At 71.1% G+C, this 18,505-nt stretch carries 20 protein-coding genes; 12 read left to right on the top strand and 8 right to left on the bottom strand.

Going from position 1 to position 18,505, the window contains the following annotated elements; translation table 11 throughout:
• Positions 1-40: 40 nt before the first annotated feature.
• From ASF27_RS11890 to ASF27_RS11875, 4 genes are all read right to left on the bottom strand, one after another.
• Positions 41-1,297: an adenosylmethionine--8-amino-7-oxononanoate transaminase gene (locus tag ASF27_RS11890; RefSeq protein ID WP_056360359.1), complete on the bottom strand. Its 1,257-nt coding sequence runs from the start codon at positions 1,295-1,297 to the stop codon at positions 41-43.
• Between the two features lie 147 nt (positions 1,298-1,444).
• Complete coding sequence (locus tag ASF27_RS11885; RefSeq protein WP_056360356.1) at positions 1,445-2,710, bottom strand: cytochrome P450; 1,266 nt, start codon at positions 2,708-2,710, stop codon at positions 1,445-1,447.
• Between the two features lie 75 nt (positions 2,711-2,785).
• Complete coding sequence (locus tag ASF27_RS11880; protein ID WP_056176802.1) at positions 2,786-3,055, bottom strand: hypothetical protein; 270 nt, start codon at positions 3,053-3,055, stop codon at positions 2,786-2,788.
• Position 3,056: 1 nt separating this feature from the next.
• On the bottom strand, positions 3,057-3,770 hold the full coding sequence (locus tag ASF27_RS11875; protein ID WP_056176805.1) for a Crp/Fnr family transcriptional regulator: 714 nt from the start codon (positions 3,768-3,770) through the stop codon (positions 3,057-3,059).
• Between the two features lie 312 nt (positions 3,771-4,082).
• Here ASF27_RS11875 and ASF27_RS11870 point away from each other — a divergent pair, with 312 nt between their 5' ends.
• Both ASF27_RS11870 and ASF27_RS11865 read left to right on the top strand, forming a co-directional pair.
• Positions 4,083-5,231 (top strand): helix-turn-helix domain-containing protein, encoded by a 1,149-nt coding sequence (locus ASF27_RS11870; protein WP_056360352.1) that lies wholly within the window; start codon positions 4,083-4,085, stop codon positions 5,229-5,231.
• The gene (locus tag ASF27_RS11865; protein ID WP_056360349.1) at positions 5,228-5,479 is read left to right on the top strand and encodes a hypothetical protein; all 252 of its coding nucleotides are present in this window, start codon (positions 5,228-5,230) and stop codon (positions 5,477-5,479) included. The genes ASF27_RS11870 and ASF27_RS11865 overlap by 4 nt, the downstream gene beginning before the upstream one ends.
• 83 nt (positions 5,480-5,562) lie before the next feature.
• On the opposite strand, the gene ASF27_RS11860 is transcribed toward ASF27_RS11865, so the two are convergent.
• Positions 5,563-5,802, bottom strand: coding sequence for a hypothetical protein (locus tag ASF27_RS11860; protein ID WP_056176813.1), 240 nt, complete (start codon positions 5,800-5,802; stop codon positions 5,563-5,565).
• 141 nt (positions 5,803-5,943) lie between these two features.
• Between ASF27_RS11860 and ASF27_RS11855 the strand changes: the two genes are divergently transcribed.
• From ASF27_RS11855 to ASF27_RS11845, 3 genes are all read left to right on the top strand, one after another.
• Positions 5,944-6,894 (top strand): NAD(P)H-dependent oxidoreductase, encoded by a 951-nt coding sequence (locus ASF27_RS11855; protein ID WP_056360346.1) that lies wholly within the window; start codon positions 5,944-5,946, stop codon positions 6,892-6,894.
• 259 nt (positions 6,895-7,153) lie between these two features.
• Positions 7,154-8,248, top strand: a complete 1,095-nt coding sequence (locus ASF27_RS11850; protein ID WP_056360343.1) for a DUF535 family protein — start codon at positions 7,154-7,156, stop codon at positions 8,246-8,248.
• A gap of 32 nt (positions 8,249-8,280) precedes the next feature.
• Positions 8,281-9,450, top strand: a complete 1,170-nt coding sequence (locus tag ASF27_RS11845) for an aminotransferase class I/II-fold pyridoxal phosphate-dependent enzyme (RefSeq protein ID WP_056360340.1) — start codon at positions 8,281-8,283, stop codon at positions 9,448-9,450.
• Positions 9,451-9,875: 425 nt separating this feature from the next.
• Here ASF27_RS11845 and ASF27_RS11840 read toward each other — a convergent pair whose 3' ends face one another.
• The gene (locus ASF27_RS11840) at positions 9,876-10,277 is read right to left on the bottom strand and encodes a nuclear transport factor 2 family protein (RefSeq protein ID WP_056305635.1); all 402 of its coding nucleotides are present in this window, start codon (positions 10,275-10,277) and stop codon (positions 9,876-9,878) included.
• 427 nt (positions 10,278-10,704) lie between these two features.
• The gene (locus ASF27_RS11835; RefSeq protein ID WP_056177019.1) at positions 10,705-10,968 is read right to left on the bottom strand and encodes a hypothetical protein; all 264 of its coding nucleotides are present in this window, start codon (positions 10,966-10,968) and stop codon (positions 10,705-10,707) included.
• A gap of 299 nt (positions 10,969-11,267) precedes the next feature.
• Between ASF27_RS11835 and ASF27_RS11830 the strand changes: the two genes are divergently transcribed.
• From ASF27_RS11830 to ASF27_RS11805, 6 genes are all read left to right on the top strand, one after another.
• Positions 11,268-11,798 carry a sigma-70 family RNA polymerase sigma factor gene (locus ASF27_RS11830; RefSeq protein ID WP_056360337.1) on the top strand — a complete coding sequence of 177 codons (531 nt, stop codon included), beginning with the start codon at positions 11,268-11,270 and terminating at the stop codon, positions 11,796-11,798.
• Complete coding sequence (locus tag ASF27_RS11825; RefSeq protein ID WP_056176831.1) at positions 11,795-12,571, top strand: anti-sigma factor; 777 nt, start codon at positions 11,795-11,797, stop codon at positions 12,569-12,571. The genes ASF27_RS11830 and ASF27_RS11825 overlap by 4 nt, the downstream gene beginning before the upstream one ends.
• Positions 12,572-12,580: 9 nt before the next feature.
• Positions 12,581-13,693, top strand: a complete 1,113-nt coding sequence (locus tag ASF27_RS11820) for a catalase family peroxidase (protein WP_056360332.1) — start codon at positions 12,581-12,583, stop codon at positions 13,691-13,693.
• A complete protein-coding gene (locus ASF27_RS11815; RefSeq protein WP_056176837.1) occupies positions 13,690-14,235 on the top strand; it encodes a cytochrome b in 546 nt (181 codons plus the stop codon). Before ASF27_RS11820 ends, ASF27_RS11815 begins: the two co-directional genes overlap by 4 nt.
• Positions 14,236-14,267: 32 nt before the next feature.
• Positions 14,268-15,401 carry an NAD(P)/FAD-dependent oxidoreductase gene (locus tag ASF27_RS11810; RefSeq protein ID WP_056360330.1) on the top strand — a complete coding sequence of 378 codons (1,134 nt, stop codon included), beginning with the start codon at positions 14,268-14,270 and terminating at the stop codon, positions 15,399-15,401.
• Positions 15,402-15,711: 310 nt separating this feature from the next.
• Positions 15,712-17,004 (top strand): MFS transporter, encoded by a 1,293-nt coding sequence (locus ASF27_RS11805; RefSeq protein WP_082479036.1) that lies wholly within the window; start codon positions 15,712-15,714, stop codon positions 17,002-17,004.
• Between the two features lie 56 nt (positions 17,005-17,060).
• Here the strand turns inward: ASF27_RS11805 and ASF27_RS11800 are convergent, their stop codons facing one another.
• The gene (locus tag ASF27_RS11800) at positions 17,061-17,504 is read right to left on the bottom strand and encodes a DMT family transporter (protein WP_056360324.1); all 444 of its coding nucleotides are present in this window, start codon (positions 17,502-17,504) and stop codon (positions 17,061-17,063) included.
• 570 nt (positions 17,505-18,074) lie between these two features.
• Here ASF27_RS11800 and ASF27_RS11795 point away from each other — a divergent pair.
• Positions 18,075-18,458 carry a nuclear transport factor 2 family protein gene (locus ASF27_RS11795; RefSeq protein ID WP_056305645.1) on the top strand — a complete coding sequence of 128 codons (384 nt, stop codon included), beginning with the start codon at positions 18,075-18,077 and terminating at the stop codon, positions 18,456-18,458.
• Positions 18,459-18,505 lie beyond the last annotated feature (47 nt).

Raw genomic sequence — 18,505 nt, 5'->3', positions numbered from 1 at the left:
ACCCTGGTCCAACGAGAAAGCGCGCCGGGAGTTGCAGCGCTCAGGTCCGTGTCACGTCGCACACCACCGCGACGACGGCCTCGACGAGCTGGTCGAGGTCGGTCGAATCGATGGTGAGAGCCGGGGTGAGGTAGACGATGTCGCCGAACGGGCGGACCCAGACGCCGCGCGCGAGGAGGCGCCGCTTCAGGTCGGCGAGGTCCGGCACCTGCGTCCACTGCACCGCCCCGATGGCCCCGAGTACCCGGACGTCGGCGAGGCCGGGTCGGCCGCGCAAGGGGGCGAGGCCCGCCGCCAGGCGCGCCCCGATGGTCCGGACCTGGGCGAGGCGGGGTTCGGTCTCGAACAGGTCGAGGCTGGCGTTGGCGGCCGCGCAGGCGAGGGGGTTCGCCATGAAGGTCGGCCCGTGCATGAGGGCGGCGGCGGGGTCGTCGGAGAGGAAGGCCTCGAACACCGCGCCCGTCGCCACCGTGGCGGCGAGCGGCAGGGTGCCGCCGGTGAGCGCCTTCGACAGGCACAGGATGTCGGGCACGAGGCCGGCCTGCTCGCAGGCGAACAGGGTGCCGGTGCGGGCGAAGCCGGTGAAGATCTCGTCGACGATGAGGGGCAGGCCGTGGGCCCGAGCGAGGCGCGCCACCTCGGCCAGCACGTCGGGGGCGTGCATCCGCATGCCGCCGGCGCCCTGGACCAGGGGCTCGACGATCACCGCCGCGAGGGTTTCGCGGTGTCGAGCGAGGCAGGCGTCGAGGGCCGCGATCCGTTCGGCATCGGTCGGGAGGTCACAGAAGATCTGCTCCGGCAGGTAGGCGCCGAAGCGCCGGTGCATGCCGTCTTCGGGGTCGCAGACCGACATCGCCCCCATCGTGTCGCCGTGGTAGCCGCCCCGGAAGGCGAGGAAGCAGGTGCGCCCCTCCACCCCCCGGTTGAGCCACATCTGGGCGGCCATCTTCAGGGCGACTTCGACGGCCACCGACCCGGAATCGGTGAAGAACACGTGGTCGAGGTCGCCCGGCAGCAGGGCGGCGAGGCGGGCGGCGAGGCGTTCGGCCGGCGCGTGGGTGAGGCCGCCGAACATCACGTGCGGCATCGCCTCCAGCTGGGCGGCGACGGCGGCGCGGATGTGGGGATGGTTGTAGCCGTGCGCCGCGGTCCACCACGAGGCGATGCCGTCGACGAGTTCGCGCCCGTCGGCGAGCACGATGCGGGTCCCGTGGGTTCGCACCGCCTCCAGGGGCGGCGCCGCCGTCTTCATCTGCGTGTAGGGCCGCCAGAGGTGGTCGCGCCGGGGTTCGCTCATGCGGCTTCGATGGAAGCCGGACGCGCTCGGGTCAAGGCGGTGCGTTCGCGCCCGATCCTGCCACGACCCTGCCGGCACGGCTCCGGCGGCACCGGCCCTCCGACGGTCCACCGGCGGATCTGTCGGGACCGGGGGTGCGCCGGCGCCTCAGACGGGGCGTACGGCGCGCAGGACGAAGCCGCTCCTCGGGCGCGCCGGAATGTAGGCGAGGTCGATCCCGAGATCCTGGGGCGGGACCTCGTAGCGCATCGACGTCGCCAGCAGGCCGGCCGCCGTGATCAGCAGGGTCTGGGTGATGCCCTCGCCGGGGCACCGGTGTCCGTCCATCGCCGCGCCGCCGCCATGGGAGATCAGGTCGAACGGATCGAGGGCTTCGGTGCCGAAACGGTCCGGATCGAAGCGCTCCGGCGTCGGCCATCGGCTCGGGTCGTGATTGGTGCCGTAGAGGTCCATGAGAGCCCAGTCGCCGACTTCGAACGCATGGTCTCGCCAGGCGAAGGGCTCGCGGACCCGCCCGCCGATGAACGGGATGAACGGAAAGGCGCGCCGCACTTCCCAGGCGAAACGCTGGCGCGTGCCCGCGTCCGCGTCGGCGAGTGCCGCGACCCAGTGCGGGTTCTCGTGGAGCGCCAGGGCGGCGAACACCACGTAGCGCGCGTTCGCGACCGTCGGGCGCAGCAGGTTGATGAGTTCGACGCCGGCCGTCCTGACGTCGAGACGACGCCCATCGGCGTCGCGGTGGGTCGCGACGGTCCGGGCAGCGCCCGGGGGCACGTCGCGGCGACCGCTCCGGATGTCTTCGATCATGCGCCGGGCCCAGCGCTCGGTGCGGGCGCGAAGGAGATGCCCCCGCCAGTTGCGCGGTCCGATCGCCCCCGTGCCGGCGACCATGGCGGCGAACTCGGCCGCCCGTGCCTCGATCTCGTCCGGGGGCAGGGCGAGGCCCACCCACGCGCACACCGTGGCCGTGATGACGCGGTGCGCCTCGTCGAGGAGCACCACGCTGTCCATCGTCGCCCAGCGCAGCACGGCGCGGCGCCAATGCTCGGCAAGCAGGTCGGAGAAGCGCCGGAGGGCGTCCGGCCCGACGAGCGACAGGAACATCTCCTTGCGGTGGCGATGGGCGTCGCCGTCGAGGACCATCACGCTCCCATGGTCCTGGATCAGCGCGAAGGTGGTCGGCGGCAGCGCGTGTCGTCGGGTGAAGCGATCGCCGTCGTAGAAGTGCGACGCCGCCTCCCGGCCGGACATGCAGATCACGGGACTCAGCATGAGCCGGGCCGCGAACACATCCGATCCGTACCGTCGGCAACGGTTCGGGATGAAGGCATAGCCTTCGGAGAGAAGCGACAGCGTACTGTCCGGTGCCCGGTCCCGGGGAATCGCGGAGCCGTTCAGCCGCTTGGTCTTCATGGGGGATCCACTCGTGTGGCTGATACAGGTCATGTCCTGGCACCGACTGCCGGCACCGACGCCGAGCGCGCGGGGTCAGCCCGTCCGGTCCTCGTCGTCCTCCTCCGGGACGATGTCGCCGAACGGCACCATCAGAACCCGCCGCGCCCGCTCGTCCTCGATCTCGAACGAGCAGGCGAACCAGTCGCGCACCGCGAAGGAGGGGGACCCGGCGACCAGGTCGCGGGCGCATTGCAGGGCGTGCCGGCGGGCCGCCTCGTCGTCGGCGAGCTCATCGCCCTCGGGGTCGACGGCCAGTTTTTCGGTCCCGCGCCCGTATCGGAGGTGGAAGAAGTAGCGCGGCATCTCAGGCCCCCTCGATCAGGCGGGCATACTCGGCCTCGGGCGTGCCATAGCCGCCATCCGCCATCTCCTCCAGGAGTTCGCGGTTCACCACGGTGATGCGCCCGCGTCTGGCTCGGATGCGGCCGGCCCCTTCGAGCTGCTGCATCGCCAGGGTCACGCCCGAGCGTCGCACGCCGAGCATCATCGACAGGAAATCGTGCTTGAGCAGGATCTCGTCGCCGTCCACCCGGTCGTGGCACATCAGCAGCCAGCGCGCGAGGCGCGCTTCGATCTCGTGGGTGGCGTTGATGAAGGCCGTCTGCCGCACCTGGATCATCTCGGTCAGAACGTAGCGCAGGAGCAGCTTGCGCAGTGTCGGGCTCTCCTCCACCGCGGCGGTGAGGGCATCGGTTCGGATTTGCAGGGCACTGCCCGGCATCTGGATGAAGTGGTTGTGCGGGATCCGATCGGAGCCGAGCAGCACCGGGGTGATGCCCACCGCACCCTCCCGCCCGATGATCCCGACTTCGACCCGGCCGTTGGCCCCCTCGGCGGTGATGGACGCGATGCCGGTCTCGATGAAATGGATGTGTTCGGTCCGCGCGTTCGGAGCGAGCAGGATCTGTCCCGTCAGGAGATCCACCGGCTCCAGGTGCGGTCGGAGGCGGGCGAAATCCTCGGGCGGCATGACCTTCAGCAGGCGATTGTGGGCATCGCAGTGTCGACCGTGAGTCATGAGCCCTCGTCTCCACCTCGGAGCAAGAGCGCGCGCTGTCTCCCAAGCGCCCGCGCTCTGATCCGTATGCGGACGATGGGAAGAAGATAGGATCGTCTCCGACAAGTGACAATACGGATCTTTGGAGAATAAAAACGAATTAGCATAGGTTATTGACGGATAAATCGGGGTGGTACCCAGATATTGTGGAGGTTCGATAGCGCACCGGACGTGACAGTAGACTTTCGTGCGGCATAAAAGCTGCCTATAGCTGGGGCATCCAGCCTTGCCCGCGCCCGTGGCGGTCAAGTACCGTAACTTCTGGAGCCTTGAATGCATCTCACCGCCCAGCAGCCCCTCGTGCTGCTTGCCGAAGCCAACGCCCTGGTCGGCGTGGACCTCGGCGACGCTTTGGTGCAGGCGGGCTACCGTGTGATCGGTCCCTACGCGACGGCCCTCGACGCCTTGGATGCCCTGGAGCGCGAAAGTCCCGTCCTCGCCGTCGTGGACGTCGAACTCAAGGACGGCGTCTGCACCGCCCTCGGGCAGGAGTTGCGCCACCGTGGCATTCCCTGCCTCGTCCACTCGAGCCTGCTGCCGAACGAGCCCCAGGCCATCGGCTTTCAAGGCGTGCCCTGGATCTGCAAGCCGGCGTTCCCGGAGGATCTGATCGCCCTCCTGGACGAGTTGGCGTTCCTGCCGCCTCCGTCGGCGCGGATCGAGGCCCTGCCCGTCGGGTTCGCCCGGCCGGCGGAGACAAGGGGCAATCCCCTCGTGCGCAAGCTCGAGGGCTTCGTCGCGCTCTCGGAGGCGGACCGGGCGATCCTGGAACGGATCAGCGCCGCTCCGCGCATCGTCGGACCGCGGACGGACCTGATCCAGGAAGGCGATACCCCCAGGGGCGTGTTCCTGATCATGGACGGCATGGCCTGCCGCTACAAACAGCGCAGGGACGGGGCGCGCCAGATCCTGGCCTACCTGCTCCCGGGAGATTTCTGCGACCTGGACGCGGCGCTCCTGAGCGCGATGGATCACACCATCAGCACCCTGTCCGGGTGCCGGGTGGTTCATATCGCGCCGGACCTCATCGCCGAGCTGATGCGCAACCATCCGCAACTCGCGCGGGCGATGCGCATGACGACCCTCGTGGACGAGGCGACCCTGCGCGAATGGCTGTTGAACGTCGGCCGCCGGTCCGCCCTGGAGCGGCTGGCGCACCTGTTCTGCGAGCTCTACCTACGCATGAAAGTGGTCGGGTTCGTCCATGACGAAAGTTACGGTCTGCCGATTACGCAGTCGGAGCTGGCCGACACCGCCGGCATCACGATCGTTCACGCCAATCGCAGCTTGCAGGAACTCCGCCGGCGCGGCCTCATCGAAATGAGGGGTCGGTCCCTGAAGATCCTGAACTTCGATCGGTTGAGGCAGCTTGCGGAGTTCCGGTCCGCGTACCTGCACCTGGACGGTCGTGCCGCCGCATGAGTCTCCTCTTCCAGCCCGTGCAGGTTGCGACGGGGAGTTCCGACAGCGAGAGCCGCCTCGTCTTCGACGATGGTTTCCTCGTCGCGATCCTGGTGCAGCTGTGCACGCAGCATGGCGATCAGGCGGGCCGGTGGTTCCTGGAGGCCGGTTTCGGTCGCGTCGAGCATGCGAACCCGCCCACCTTCGCCGATCTCGACGTGGCGCAGGACTGGATCGAACGGCAACTCGCCAGTGCCGAGGACGTCTGATCCCGACGCCACGGCCCAGGGAAGGGGCCGGACCCGCGGCAGGTTTCGCGAAAGTGGTCACCGGTCTTGCGTCGAAGACCTGCTTAACGGATGAGCCAGTTTCCGACGAAGGACAGCACGCCCGAATAGACCACGTGTCCGTCCTCGTCCGAGACGAGAACCGTGACCGCATGGTGCTCTCCGTCGGCCGGAACTTCGTCCAGCGCGATGACGGGCAGCAGCTTCTTGGCCTCGCGCACGGCGCTCTGAAGATCGGCGCAGATCACGCCCTCGTCGTCGCGCTCGTGATGGCAGCCTTTGAGGTCGAAGAAATAACGCGGCATCGCAATCTTCGTGCACCCGAAACGCGAAGCCTCAGCATTCTTCAGCACGGGGTGGCGGTCAAGGGACGCTCGGGTGCCGCGCCGATATGACGAACGTCCGATAACCTGATCGCGCGGGAGTGCGGTGCGGGTCTGGGCCGAATGAAGTCTGCGATCCGGAGGCGGACGATCTTGGGAAACCTGGTAGCCGAAGCAGAGACCTTGCCGCTGGAGACACGCCCGCTCCAGGTTTTGGTGATCGCCGGATCGGCGAGGCGGCTCGACGGATGCCCCGGCATGGACGGCAAGGCCCGCTTCCTCATGCACCGGATGCTCGGGCGCCTGCCGCCCCGCTGGCAGGTCGACCACGTCGACATCGGCAACGCGCACGGCAAGCCCAAGATCCAGGGCTGCAACGGCTGCGTCGGAAGCTCCATGGCGCTCTGCGTCTGGCCCTGCAACTGCTACGGTCCGGACAGCGACCACCAGCCCGACCTGATGTGGAACGAGAAGCTCTACCAGCGTCTCGCCCGGGCCGACGCTTGGGCGATCATCGGCCCTGTCTGGTGGTACGGGCCCTCGACCAACCTCAAGGCGATGTTCGACCGGCTCGTCTGCATGAGCGGCGGCAACCCGCGCCCCGACCTCATCGACAAGAAGAGCACCCTGAAGGCCCAGGCCCTGGAGAAGAGCCCGCTCTGGAAGGAGCTGACCCGGAACCACCTGGAAGGGCGCACCGCCGGGTTCTTCTGCTACGGCAACGAAGGCGGCAACGAACTCGACGACGGCCGTCGTCCGCGCATCCTCCGCCACAAGGCGTGGTTCGACCCGGCCCGGGAGCCGTACCAGGGCGACGAGCGGAACGCCTACCAGGGCCTCGTCTGGCAATGCCGCTACAGCGGGATCGAGGTGCCGGACGACCTCTGGCGCCACGCCTCCGTCGGCCTCGGCCAGCCCTACGCCGACGATCAGGCCGACGACATGGTTCGCGAGCCCGAGGCCATGGCCTGCTTCGACGGGTGGGTCGATGCCTTCGTGGGGCACGTGACGGCCAAGGGCATCGTGCCCGGGACGACCGAGGCCGAACGAGGCGCGCAATCCACGACGGATTGACGGCCCGAGCCCCGGGTCCTCTCCGCGATGCGGCCGCGGATGCGCGGCGCGAGCATCCCCGGTCATCCGCACCGTCTTTCGGAGAATGCGGGCGTCGGCCGGCCGGGGGAGCCATCCACCGAAGGCGTTAGGGCAAACGTCGAATGGCATAGGGATTAAAGCGGGCCGGTCGCCGGTACACGGTTGGGCGTGCCTCGGGGTTCGGTGCGCGCCCGCTTGCCCGGCCCCCGCTCCCCCGACCTCACCGGAGAGATCGCCCATGACGCTCGTCCTGCGTCACCCCTTCTGGGAACGCCTGCTCGCGAGTTCCCCCCGGGGCATCGCCCTGGCGGTGTCCGGCCTCCTCCGGCATCCCGTCGCCCTGCGCCCGCTGCGCGAAGCCCGGCCGAACAGCGCCCTGGGCCGGCTCCTGAGGGGCCGCCCGGAGGTCTGGGGCATGGTCGCCACGCCCTACCTCTGCGCCCGCTGGAGCGCGGCCGAACGCCTGACCCGCATCGCCGGGCATTGCGCGGCGGTCGAGCGGCTCGGCCCCCTGCTCGATACGCCCCTCGACGCCTTCGTCGACCTGCTCGACCTGCCTGAGATCGATTCCGCCCATCGCATCGTCCTCGACCAGCCGCACTGGCTCCTGCGCGACGGGCAGGCCACCTTCAGCCTGTGGGACGGCGCGGACCGGCTGATCTCGCTGTCCTACTGCCTGTCCTTCGACGGCGACGGTCTCACGGCCTATGTCGGCGGCCTGCAGGGGCGCAGCGAGGCGGGCGTGCTCGACCGCTACCGCCGCTTCACGAAGCAGGCCGAAGGCCTGCGGCCGACCGACTTCACCATCGACCTGTTCCGGGTGTTCTGTCGCGGCCTCGGCGTGACGCGCCTTCTCGCGGTCTCGGACGCGATCCATCATCGCCGCAGCGCCTACTTCGCGCGCCGGTCGGATTCGACGGCGGCCCATCTGAGCTACGATGCGCTCTGGCACGGACGCGGCGGGGCGCTGCGGCCGGATGGCTTCTACGCCCTGCCCCTGGCCGATGCGCGGCGGCCCGCGGGCGCGATACCGGCCAACAAGCGCGCGATGTATCGCCGCCGCTACGCCATGCTCGACGCCCTGGCGGTCCGCCTCGATCGGATCACCCGCGACGGCGCCGATCCCGTGCGGGTGGGGTTTCACGGACGCGTCGGCCCGGCGAGTCCCGGCCCGTTCGGCCGCGGCCCCGGCCGCCCGGGGTTGCGCCCTTTCGCGGGTTCGGGTTCCGCAGCGGGCGCCGTCCCGGCCGCAGGGCGAGGGCGGCACTTGGAGTGGGGCTTGGGACCAGACTTCGGGACGGACCTGAGGCGCCCGCGGCCGGTGCGGCCTTGACAAGGCGTGGGCCGGGGGTGCCATCAGCCCCCATGTTGCGCCCCCAGACACCCGGCCCGGACCCGTCCAGCCTCGACGCCTTCGCGGAGGCCGGCCTCGCCGAGCTCGACGCCAAGGCCCTGCGCCGGCGCCTCGTCGCGACGGCGCGGGCGCCGGAGGCCGGGGCGGAGCGGGACGGGCGCCGCCTCGTATCGTTCTCGTGCAACGACTATCTCGGCCTCAGCCAGGATCCCCGGGTGATCGCGGCGGGGCAGGCGGCGCTCGCGCGCCACGGCGCCGGGGCGGGGGCCTCGCGCCTCGTCACCGGCAACCACCCGCCGCTCGCCGCCCTCGAAGCGCGCCTTGCCGCCCACAAGGGCAAGGCGGCGGCCCTGGTCTTCGGCAGCGGCTACCTCGCCAATCTGGGGATCGTGTCGGCCCTGGCGGGGGTGGGCGACCTCGTCCTCGTCGATGCCCTCGGACATTCCTGCCTGTTCGCCGGGGCGCAGCTCTCCGGCGCGACGCTGCTGCGGTTCCGCCACAACGACGTCGCCCACCTGCGCGCGATCCTGGCGGCGCGCCGCGCCCGGCACGGGCGGGTGCTGGTGCTCACCGAGCGGGTGTTCAGCATGGACGGCGACCGGGCGCCGCTCCCCGAGATCCTGGCTCTCGCGGCCGCGTACGACGCCTGGACCCTGGTCGACGACGCCCACGGCCTCGGGGTGGTCGAGGCGGGCGCCCGCGCGCCCCTCGAAATGGGCACCCTGTCGAAGACGCTCGGCTCCTACGGCGGCTACGTCTGCGCCTCGCGCGCCGTCGTCGACCTTCTCACGAGCCGGGCCCGCAGCTTCGTCTACACCACCGGCCTGCCCCCGGCCTCCGTCGCGGCGGCGCTGGCCGCCCTCGACATCGTGGAGACCGAGCCCGCGCGGGCCGCCCGGCCCCTCGCCCTCGCGCGCCGCTTCACCGCCCGCCTCGGGTTGCCGGAGGCCCAGAGCCCCATCGTGCCGATCCACGTCGGCGAGGCCCCGGCGGCCCTGGCCCTCTCGGCGGCCCTGGAGGCGCGCGGCTACCTCGTCGTCGCCATCCGCCCACCGACGGTGCCGGCCGGCACCGCCCGCCTGCGGGTGGCGTTCTCGGCCGCGCACGACGCGGCGCAGGTCGACGGCCTCGCCGACGCGATCCTGTCCCTGCGGGCGGACGCCGACGCGCGGTCCGCCTGAACGGAGCCGGGCGGCGCGCCCTGCACCGGGAGAGCTTCGTTCATGGGCGGCAGACGTGCGCTCCCGCCTTCCGGAGTATCGCCGGGGGGCGTGATCGTCTGGCCCATCCTCATACGGTGCTGCCTCATACCGGTGCCGCTCGGCAGCATCGCTTCCGGGCAGTGGCTCCGCCACCGCGCCTATCGGCAGGCGGCGCTGAACGCTCGCTCGCAAAGGCAGGGCACCGGCGGCCGGTCCACTCGCGGCGGGCCGTATGAAAACGGCCGCCGTTCGCCCGGGCCGCGGAGGTCCGCAGCGTTGCGCTCATCCGGGACCTCGACTGTCGCCGCCCCTATGCCGCTCGCTGCCCCGTCCCGCGCATCGGTCCGAGGGGCGAGGTCCCGGCGGTCGCGACATCCGGATCGCGCCAGCCCCGCATGACGACCTCAAACCGCGGGTGGATCGAGGAGCACCCAAAGGCGCGCGATCCGACCATCCACGATCTCGGCAACATCCGCTCCGGTCACGAGGACGGGCCCGCCTTCCGGACCTGCCTGCCACTGCAGCGAACCCAAACCGTGATGGCCGACGGCCTTGCGGGTGGGCGTGAACCGGAACGTCGGACCGAACTGATCCAGGAGCTTGCCCGCCACGGTCGCGATGGCCGCGCGTCCCCGAACGACGCCCGTCGGTTCGTACATGACCGGCTCCTCCACGAAGAGGTCGGTCAGCGCCGAGGCCCGGCGGAGCGGGTCGCGCTCGTTGAAGACACGCTCCAGGTTCGCGCGGAGCAGCGCGTCGTGATCGGGTTCTCCCGCGGCTCCCATCGTCTGCTCGGACTCGGGCATGGGGGTCTCCTTCCGTCGGGATGCGACTGCGCGGCCTATCGGATCCGCCGCGGCGGAGCGCCGGCAGAGGGCTTCCGGGAAACTGCACGAACCGGTATCCGAGCGCGAGTGGTCCGAGGCCGGAAACCCGGGCCGGGTCGTCGGCGCTCCGACCTTCGCCCACGTCGCGTCGCAATCGCCCGAGCGCACAGGGGTCTCGAGGCCAGCAGCGACAACCCTCCGCGCTGCCGTTCGCGGCAAGGCGGCGCTCGGCCCGGCTGTCATCCGCACGTCGAACTCCACCGCGGCGGTCTCGACGACGGAGGTTTCACGAACCGGATGGCATGCCGTTCACGCGGCCAGGCCATCGTGCCTGTGCCCTGCCGGTGGGCTCGATGTCGCCGAGAACTCCCGAGCGCGGGCGTTTGCGCGCTCGGGGCGTGCCGAGCTAGTTCGGGATCAGCTCACGGGCTGGCCCCCCGGTCTCCTCGCCCCGCCCCTGGGCATAGCCCGGCAGGGCCGGGTTCCGGGCGTTGCCGCTGTCGAGGTCCGGGCCGCCGAGCCAGTCCGCGGACCGAGCCTGCGGCCGGATCGAGCCGGTGATCGCCGGGCTCTCCAGCGAATGCGTGACGGTTCGGGCCTGGGAGACCCCGGTCAGAGCAGCGAGGGTGCAGGCGGACGCGAAAGCGACGGCAGAGACGGTCTTGAGCATCGTCATGTCGGATCTCCGGTGTTTCCCGCCCGATCGAACGGCGCCGAGCAGGGATGCCGGACAGACGACGTCTTCGGCCGCTTATTCCCCATGCCGTCGAAGAATTCGGTTCTCGTCTTGAGCACCGTCCCCCAGAGACTCGGTGTCCGGTGCGCGCGTGAGAAAGTTTGGTGCGAGCGTGGAATAATCCCGGACCGGCGGCGTCCATGCCTCTGTCGTCGGCTGTCATCGGCCGCGGATCAGGCTCGCACCGGTCGGCCTGCACACGGAGGAGCCCCGGCCATGCCAGGAGATCGGACATGACGGACATGATGCGCCTCATCGCGCCGCTGATCCCGGCCCTGCGCCGCTACGCCCGCGCCCTCCTGCGCAATCCCGCCGATGTCGACGACCTCGTGCAGGACTGCCTGGAGCGCGCCGTCGGCCGCTGGCACCAGCGTCAGGCGGGCGGAGACGCGCGGACCTGGCTCTTCGCCATCCTCCACAACCTGGCGGTGACGCAGATGCGCCAGCGTGCCCGCCGCGGTGCCCACATGCCGATCGAGGACATGGCGGAGGCCACCCTGGCGGTGGCGCCGACGCAGGAGAGCGCCCTGCGCCACCGCGACCTGATGTGCGCGCTCGACGCCCTGCCGGAGGAGCAGCGCAGCGTCCTGCTGCTCGTGACGGTGGAGGGTCTGTCCTATTCCGAGACCGCCGAGATCCTCGCCATCCCGACCGGGACCGTGATGTCCCGCCTGTCCCGGGCCCGGGACCGGATGATCCAGTCGATGGACGGTGCCGAGGCGGCCGTTCCGGCCAAGCGCCCGCTCCTGCGGAGGGTGAAATGACCATGCGTCCGATCGGCGAAGACGACCTCCAGGGCTTCGTGGACGAACGGCTCGATACCGCCCGGAGGCGCGAGGTCGAAGCGTATCTCGCCGACCATCCCGAAGCGCGGGCGCGCGTCGACCGCCTCGTCGACATGGGCGACGCGATGCGGGCCGCCTTCGCCCCCATCGCCGCCGAGCCGGTTCCGGCGCGGCTGAACCTGACGCGGATCGTCGAGGCACGCCGTCGCCCGCAACGTCCAGTCTGGCAGGCGATGGCGGCCGGGCTGCTTCTTCTTCTCGGCGGGGCCGCAGGCTGGGGACTGCGCGACGTGGTCTCGCCGGTGCCGACCGGCATCGCGGCGCTGGCCCAGGCGGCGAGCATGAACTACGCGGTCTATGCCCCCGATCACACCCGGCCCGTCGAACTCGCTGCCGCCGACCGGAACGAACTCGCCGGCTGGTTCTCGGCCCGGCTGAAGCGAACGGTCGGCGTGCCGGACCTGAGCGGCGCCGGCTATCGCCTCATGGGCGGGCGCCTCGTCGCGACGCAACAGGGGCCCGCCGGCCTCCTGATGTACGACGACGGGCACGGCGCCCGCTTCGTGATGCTCATGCGGCCCATGTCCGTGCCCGGGGACGCACCGATGCAGCCGCACACCTCCGGGACGTCGAACGGCTACGCCTGGGCCCAGGACGGGCTCGGCTACAGCCTGGTGGGAGCGGCCGACCCGGCCGTCCTGCACCCGCTCGCCGACGCGATCCGCCGCGCCACCAGCCCCAAAGCCATCTGAAGGCCCGCCATGTCCCTCCTCGACGACCTTGCCGGCGCCGGTCCGGCGATGCGACCGCGCGCCGTCATCCTGCGGCTCGGCGCCATCGCGGCTCTGGTCGCCGGCACCGCCGGGGCCTTCGCGTATGCCGGCGGCTGGCTCTCGCCGCATGACCTGACCCCGGCGCGGATCGTCGACCGCTTCGAGCGGGTCAACGGACCGCATCCGGGGTTCCGGCGCAACCACACCAAGGGGCTCTGCCTCGCCGGCCGCTTCGAGAGCAGCGGCCGGGGCGAGCGCCTGTCGAAGGCGTCGCTGTTCGCCCCGGGCCAGATCACCCCGGTCACCGGGCGCATCGCCCTCGCGGGCGGGCGGCCCTACGCCGCCGATGCGGCCACCACGGTGCGCAGCCTCGCGCTCCGCTTCCACCTCCCAGACGGCGAGGAATGGCGCACCGGCAACAACGACATCCCGGTCTTCCCGGTGCGGACCCCGGAGGCGTTCTACGCCCAGCTCCTCGCCGCCAAACCCGATCCGGCCACGGGCAAGCCCGATCCCGAGGCGCTCGCAGCCTTCTTCGCCGCGAACCCCGACAGCGTGAAGGCGGCGGCCCTGATCAAGGCGCGGACCCTCACCGCCGGGTTCGCCGACGACACCTTCCGGGGCCTGAACGCGTTCCGGTTCGTCGCCAGGGACGGCAGGCAGACGCCGGTGCGCTGGGCGTTCGTGCCGGAGCACGCCGCAACGGCGGAGAGCCCGGCCCAGGGGGGCCGCGCGGACGAGAACTTTCTGTTCGACGGTTTCGCGTCCGCGGTCCGTCGCGCGCCCGTGCGCTGGCACCTCGTCGTCACGCTCGGCGAGCCTGGCGACCCCACGGCGGATGCGACGCGGGCTTGGCCATCCGAGAGACCGAGCCTCGATGCCGGGACGGTGATCGTTTCGGAGACGGAGGCCGAGGCGGACGGCAATTGCCGCGACGTCAATTTCGATCCCCTGGTTCTGCCCGCCGGCATCGAAGGCGGGGACGACCCGCTGCTCGGCGCCCGCTCGGCGGCGTACGCGCAGTCCTTCACGCGCCGCGCCGGTGAACCGAAGTCGCCGAGCGCCGTCCACGATGCCCCCGTTGCAGGAGCCGGATTATGAGCAACACCACGCACTTCAACCGGCCGGCCCGGCTGCTGCACTGGACCATGGCCGGCATGATCCTGGCCATGCTGTTCATCGGCGTGGCGATGGTGACCTCCCTCGCGCACTATGACGCGCTCGTGGCGCTGCACCGCCCCCTCGGCATCGGCATCCTGATCCTCGCGGTGCTGCGCCTCGTCAACCGCTGGCGCCATCCGCCGCCGGCATTGCCGCCAGACCTTCCGGGCTGGCAGCGGCAGGCGGCACACGCCTCGCACCGCCTGCTCTACGGCCTGATGCTCGGGCTGCCGCTGATCGGCTGGGCGATGCTGTCGGCGGCCGGCTATCCCATCGGGCTCGGCGGCTCGGTGGTGCTGCCGCCGATCCTGCCGCGCGATCCCGCGATCTATGCTTGGCTGCGTCCGGTCCACTCGGTGCTGGCCTACGCCCTGTTCGGCCTCATCCTCGCTCATCTCGGCGCCGCCCTGATGCATGGGCTGATCCGCCGGGATGGCGTCTTCTCCAGCATGGCCCTGCGCGCGACGGCGCCGCGCTCTTGACGACGACGATCCGGGCAACGAGGCGAGACGGCATGGACGACAGCGCAACACGCCGGGTGCTCATCGCCGGGGGCGGCATCGCCGGCCTTGCCATGCGGCGAGCGCTGCAGCGACGCGGCCTTCCCTCGCTGACCCTGGAGCGACGACGGACGTCAGCCGATGCGGGCCTCGCCATCAATCTGCCGGGAAACGCGGTCCAAGCCCTGAGGCAGCTCGGCCTGAGCGACGCCCTGCGCAGGGTCGGCTCGCCCGTCCGCCGGCGCGAATACCGCACCGGGAGCGGGCGCCTCCTCTTCGCCATCGACGAGACGGCGTTCTGGGGGGAAGAGGCATGCCCGCATTGCCTGCGTCGCGCCGACCTGCTGCGCCTCCTGACCCGCGACCTTCCCCCGGCCGATCTCCGGCACGGATCCGGGATTCACACCGTCCGGCAGGTGCCGAAGGGCGTCGCGATCGAGACCCGGGAGGGGATGGTCGAGACCGGCGGATTCCTCGTCGGCGCCGACGGCGTCCACTCGCGGGTTCGACGCCAGACGTTCGGTGATTCCGTGCTCGGCGCGGCGATGTTGGCCCCGGCGAGCTGGCGCTTCATGGCACCGAACCCGGGCCTCGACGCCTGGACGCTGTGGGCGGGATCGGACGGATTGTTCCTGCTCATCCCCGTCGACCACGGCGAGGTCTACGGGTGGGTCTCGTTGGGCGCGGCCGCCGGACGGGGGCGGGATCTGGCCGCCTTCCGGACGGCCTTCGCGTCGTTCCCGCGCCTCGTCCGCGACACCCTCGCGTTGGTTTCGTCCGAGCCGGGCGCGCTCCATCACTCGCCCCTCGAAGAGGTCCGCATTCCGACCTGGACCCGGGACCGGGTGGTGCTGGTCGGGGATGCCGCGCACGCGACGGCGCCGGTCTGGGCCCAGGGCGCTGCCATGGCTCTCGAGGATGCCCTCGTGCTGAGCTCACTGCTCGCCGGGAGGGCGGACTGGGGCGCGGTCGGTCCGGACTACGAAGCCCTGCGCCGGCCCCGCGTGGCCCATGTCCAGGCCATGACCGATCGCCTGTCCCGCACCGCACGGATGCCGAATTGGGCCAGAAGCCTCTTGCTCCCCGTGATCGGGCCGCGCAGCTACCGCGCCACTTACGCTCCCCTGCGCACACCGGTCCCGGCCTGAGCACCGGGCCACGGCGATCCCGTGCATTCCCGACGGTCCCGGACGGGGCCGGACACGGAACCAGGATACTTCCCCGACGACGACAGCCGGATCCGTCCCTCGACGTCCGGCCGCGTCCTCGAATGTCGCGAGGCGGCTCCGACGGTGGATCGGCGCGCCGGATGTCGCTCCTCTCCATCATGCGGGCGACGTCTTTCGGGCGACGTCTTGGGGTGCCACGTCTTGGGGGGCGACGTCTTGGGGGGCGACGCTGGTTGCGTCGGACTCGGGGGCCGGCGATACCATGGGGCGGTGACCGAGGATCGAACCGATGCGCCGAAGGCCACCGAGCCTCACGTCGTTGGGCTGGCGGTTGAGCCTCTTCACGCTCCTCTACCTCTACCAAGGCGTCGTCGCGGGCTTCGCGCTGACGGCCCTGGTCAACCACTTCGCCACGGCCGGTGCCTCCACGGCGGAGGTAGGCCGGCACCTTGCGATCGTCGGCCTGCCCTGGGTGCTGCAGCCGCTGCTCTGGGGGCCGGTGATCGATCGCGCGACCCCCGCCCGGATGGGGCCTCACCGCTTCTGGCTCGTCCTGTCTCTGGCCTGCGCGCAGGTGGCTCTCGCGGGCCTTCTCCTGCTCGGCGCGGCCCCGAGCTTGACGGCTGTCAGCGCCGTGCTGTTCCTGCACAGCCTCGCGGCCTCCCTCGCCGATACGGCAACGGACCGCATGATCGCCGGCAGCGTACCGACCGGCGAACTGGGACGCACCAGCGCCGCGACGCGGGCGGGCTTCGTCACCGGCGGTGCGGCGGGGGCTGCGATCTTCGCCTGGCTGCTCGCCGCGAACGGCTTGCCCGCAGCGGCCGGCATGCTCCTCGCCCTGACGACTCCGCTCGCCCTGGTGTCCGTTCTCGTGCGCGAGGCGCCGACCGACCGGCTTCTCTCCCTTCGCCGCGGACCCCCATCGCGGGCGCCGGACCGGGGTCGGGCGTCCGAGGCGGTCGCCTTCGCGCGTCGGCTCCTGACTGCGTTCCGGACGCGCGACGCGGCGACCCTCCTGGCGATGTGCTTCGCGATCGATCTCGGTCTCGCGGTGTTCCAGGTGCCCTTCGCCGTCGCGCTCGTGCAGGTCCACGGCTGGAACGCGGTCGATCTCTCGCGCCTCCAGGCGGGACTGGCTCTCCTCGGCGGGACCCTCGGCGCGGCGGGCCTCGGCACCGCCGTCGACCGCTTCGGGCCGCACCGTGCCCTCCGTGCCCTCCTCGTCGCCTGCGCGGGAGCGTTCGGGATCGCTGGATTGCTGATCGTGGCCGGATTGGAGGCTGCGGCGGGTCCGGTCATCCTCGGGCTGGCGAGCGTGGTGCCGGCCCTGCTCTACGTCGCCCTGCTGCCGACCGTCCTGCTGGCGAGCCGCACCGGACAGGCATCGGCGACGCAGTTCCAGGTCTACATGGCGGCCCTGAACTTCGGCGACGTCGTCGGTTCGGCGCTGGCCGGCGCGCTCGCCGCGGTGACGGCCCCGACGATCGTCGCCCTCGGCGTCGCGGTCGTGTTCCTGATCTGCTCACGCGTCGCTCCGACCTTCGGCCGGGGGCGGTTCCAGCAGGCCGGCGCCGCGTAGATCGGTCCCGCCGAGGCGTGCCGCGACGTCGCCGTATGATCGCTCGACCGAGCGTCCTAGAACATCGCCACGATGGCGACGCCCACGACCATGATCAGAGCCCCGAGGACGCGCCATAGGCTCGCCGGATGAACCTCGAAGCCGACCCAGCCGTAATGGTCGAGCACCAGCGAGGCGACGACGCCCACGGTGACGACGATGCCGAGGAACGAGGCGGCCCCGATGGCCGGGGATGCGTAGAGCTGGGCCAGGATCAGGAGGACGCTGAGGCAGCCGCCCAACCATCCCCACCACGGGACCTGGGCGAGTTGCTGCCCGGACGGAATTTCCAGTTTGCCGAGGGCAAGGCCGCCCACGAGCATCGTCCCCGTGCTCACGAAGAGGATGATGAGCGCGGCCGTGACCGGCATGGCCAGCGACTTCGAGAGAGTTGCGTTCTGGCCGGGTTGGATCGCATTCGCGAGACCGGCGAGGACCGTCAGACCATAGAGATACCACATGCTGTGACAGCGCCTCGGCAGGCCGCCAAGTTTCCCCGTTTTCGCTCCATGCGGCGTTTTGTAAGACCCGTTTGCGCGATCGGGGGGGCGTCCAGGGGCGCTCGAAACGAGCCGCTCCTCCGAGCGGGCGCGCCCGCGGCGGTGGCGGGGCCGGCACTACGGCGACCGGTTCACGCTCGATCACGGCACCGGCGCGGGCGCGTCCGTCCGTGTGCCGCCGACCGGGACGCACGCGATGGTGCGACGGCGAGGAACATCGACGGGCGGCGCGTGGAGACCATCCCCGATTGCCGTCGCGTCCGGGTCCCGCGCCGGCTCGGTGGCGATGGCGTGGAAAGCACCTCCGATCCGCCCGGTGCGCCGACGGGACAGCCTCGGCGGTCGCGATCCGCCGAGACTGTCCCGGCATGCGGCGGGGAGGGGCGGTCGGACCATGCCGAGCCGACGCCGAACACCGCTCCGCTGTGCCGTTGTGCTCCATTGCCCTTAGGTTCGTCTCGGACGGCCACGCACGACCGCTTCCACCGGCCGTTGCCCGGCATGGGCCGGCCTACCCGATCGGGGGACAGCATGACGGACCTTTCGCGAAACAAGGCCACGGTGATCGCCTTCTACGAGCTGATGTTCAACGAAGGCCGGCCGCGCGAGGCCATCGCGCGCTATGCCGGCGACGTGTACATCCAGCACAACCCGCACGTGGCCACCGGCAAGGACGGCTTCATCGCGTATTTCGAGCGCATGGCGCGGGCGTGGCCGGGCAAGCGGGTCACGGTGAAGCGCGCCCTCGCGGAGGGCGATTTCGTCGTGTTGCATTGCCTCCAGCACTGGCCGGGCGACCACGATTACGCCGCCATGGACATCTTCCGCCTCGATGCCTCCGGCCGCATCGTCGAACACTGGGACGTGCTCCAGATCCTGCCCGAAACGTCGGCGCACGAGAACGGGATGTTCTGACGAACGACCCGCCCGAAGAACGACCCGCCCGAAGAACGACCCGCCCG

It is taken from the genome of Methylobacterium sp. Leaf102, assembly GCF_001422425.1.
In the GTDB taxonomy this organism is placed as follows: Bacteria; Pseudomonadota; Alphaproteobacteria; order Rhizobiales; family Beijerinckiaceae; genus Methylobacterium.
This window is presented reverse-complemented; position numbering and strand designations above follow the sequence as displayed.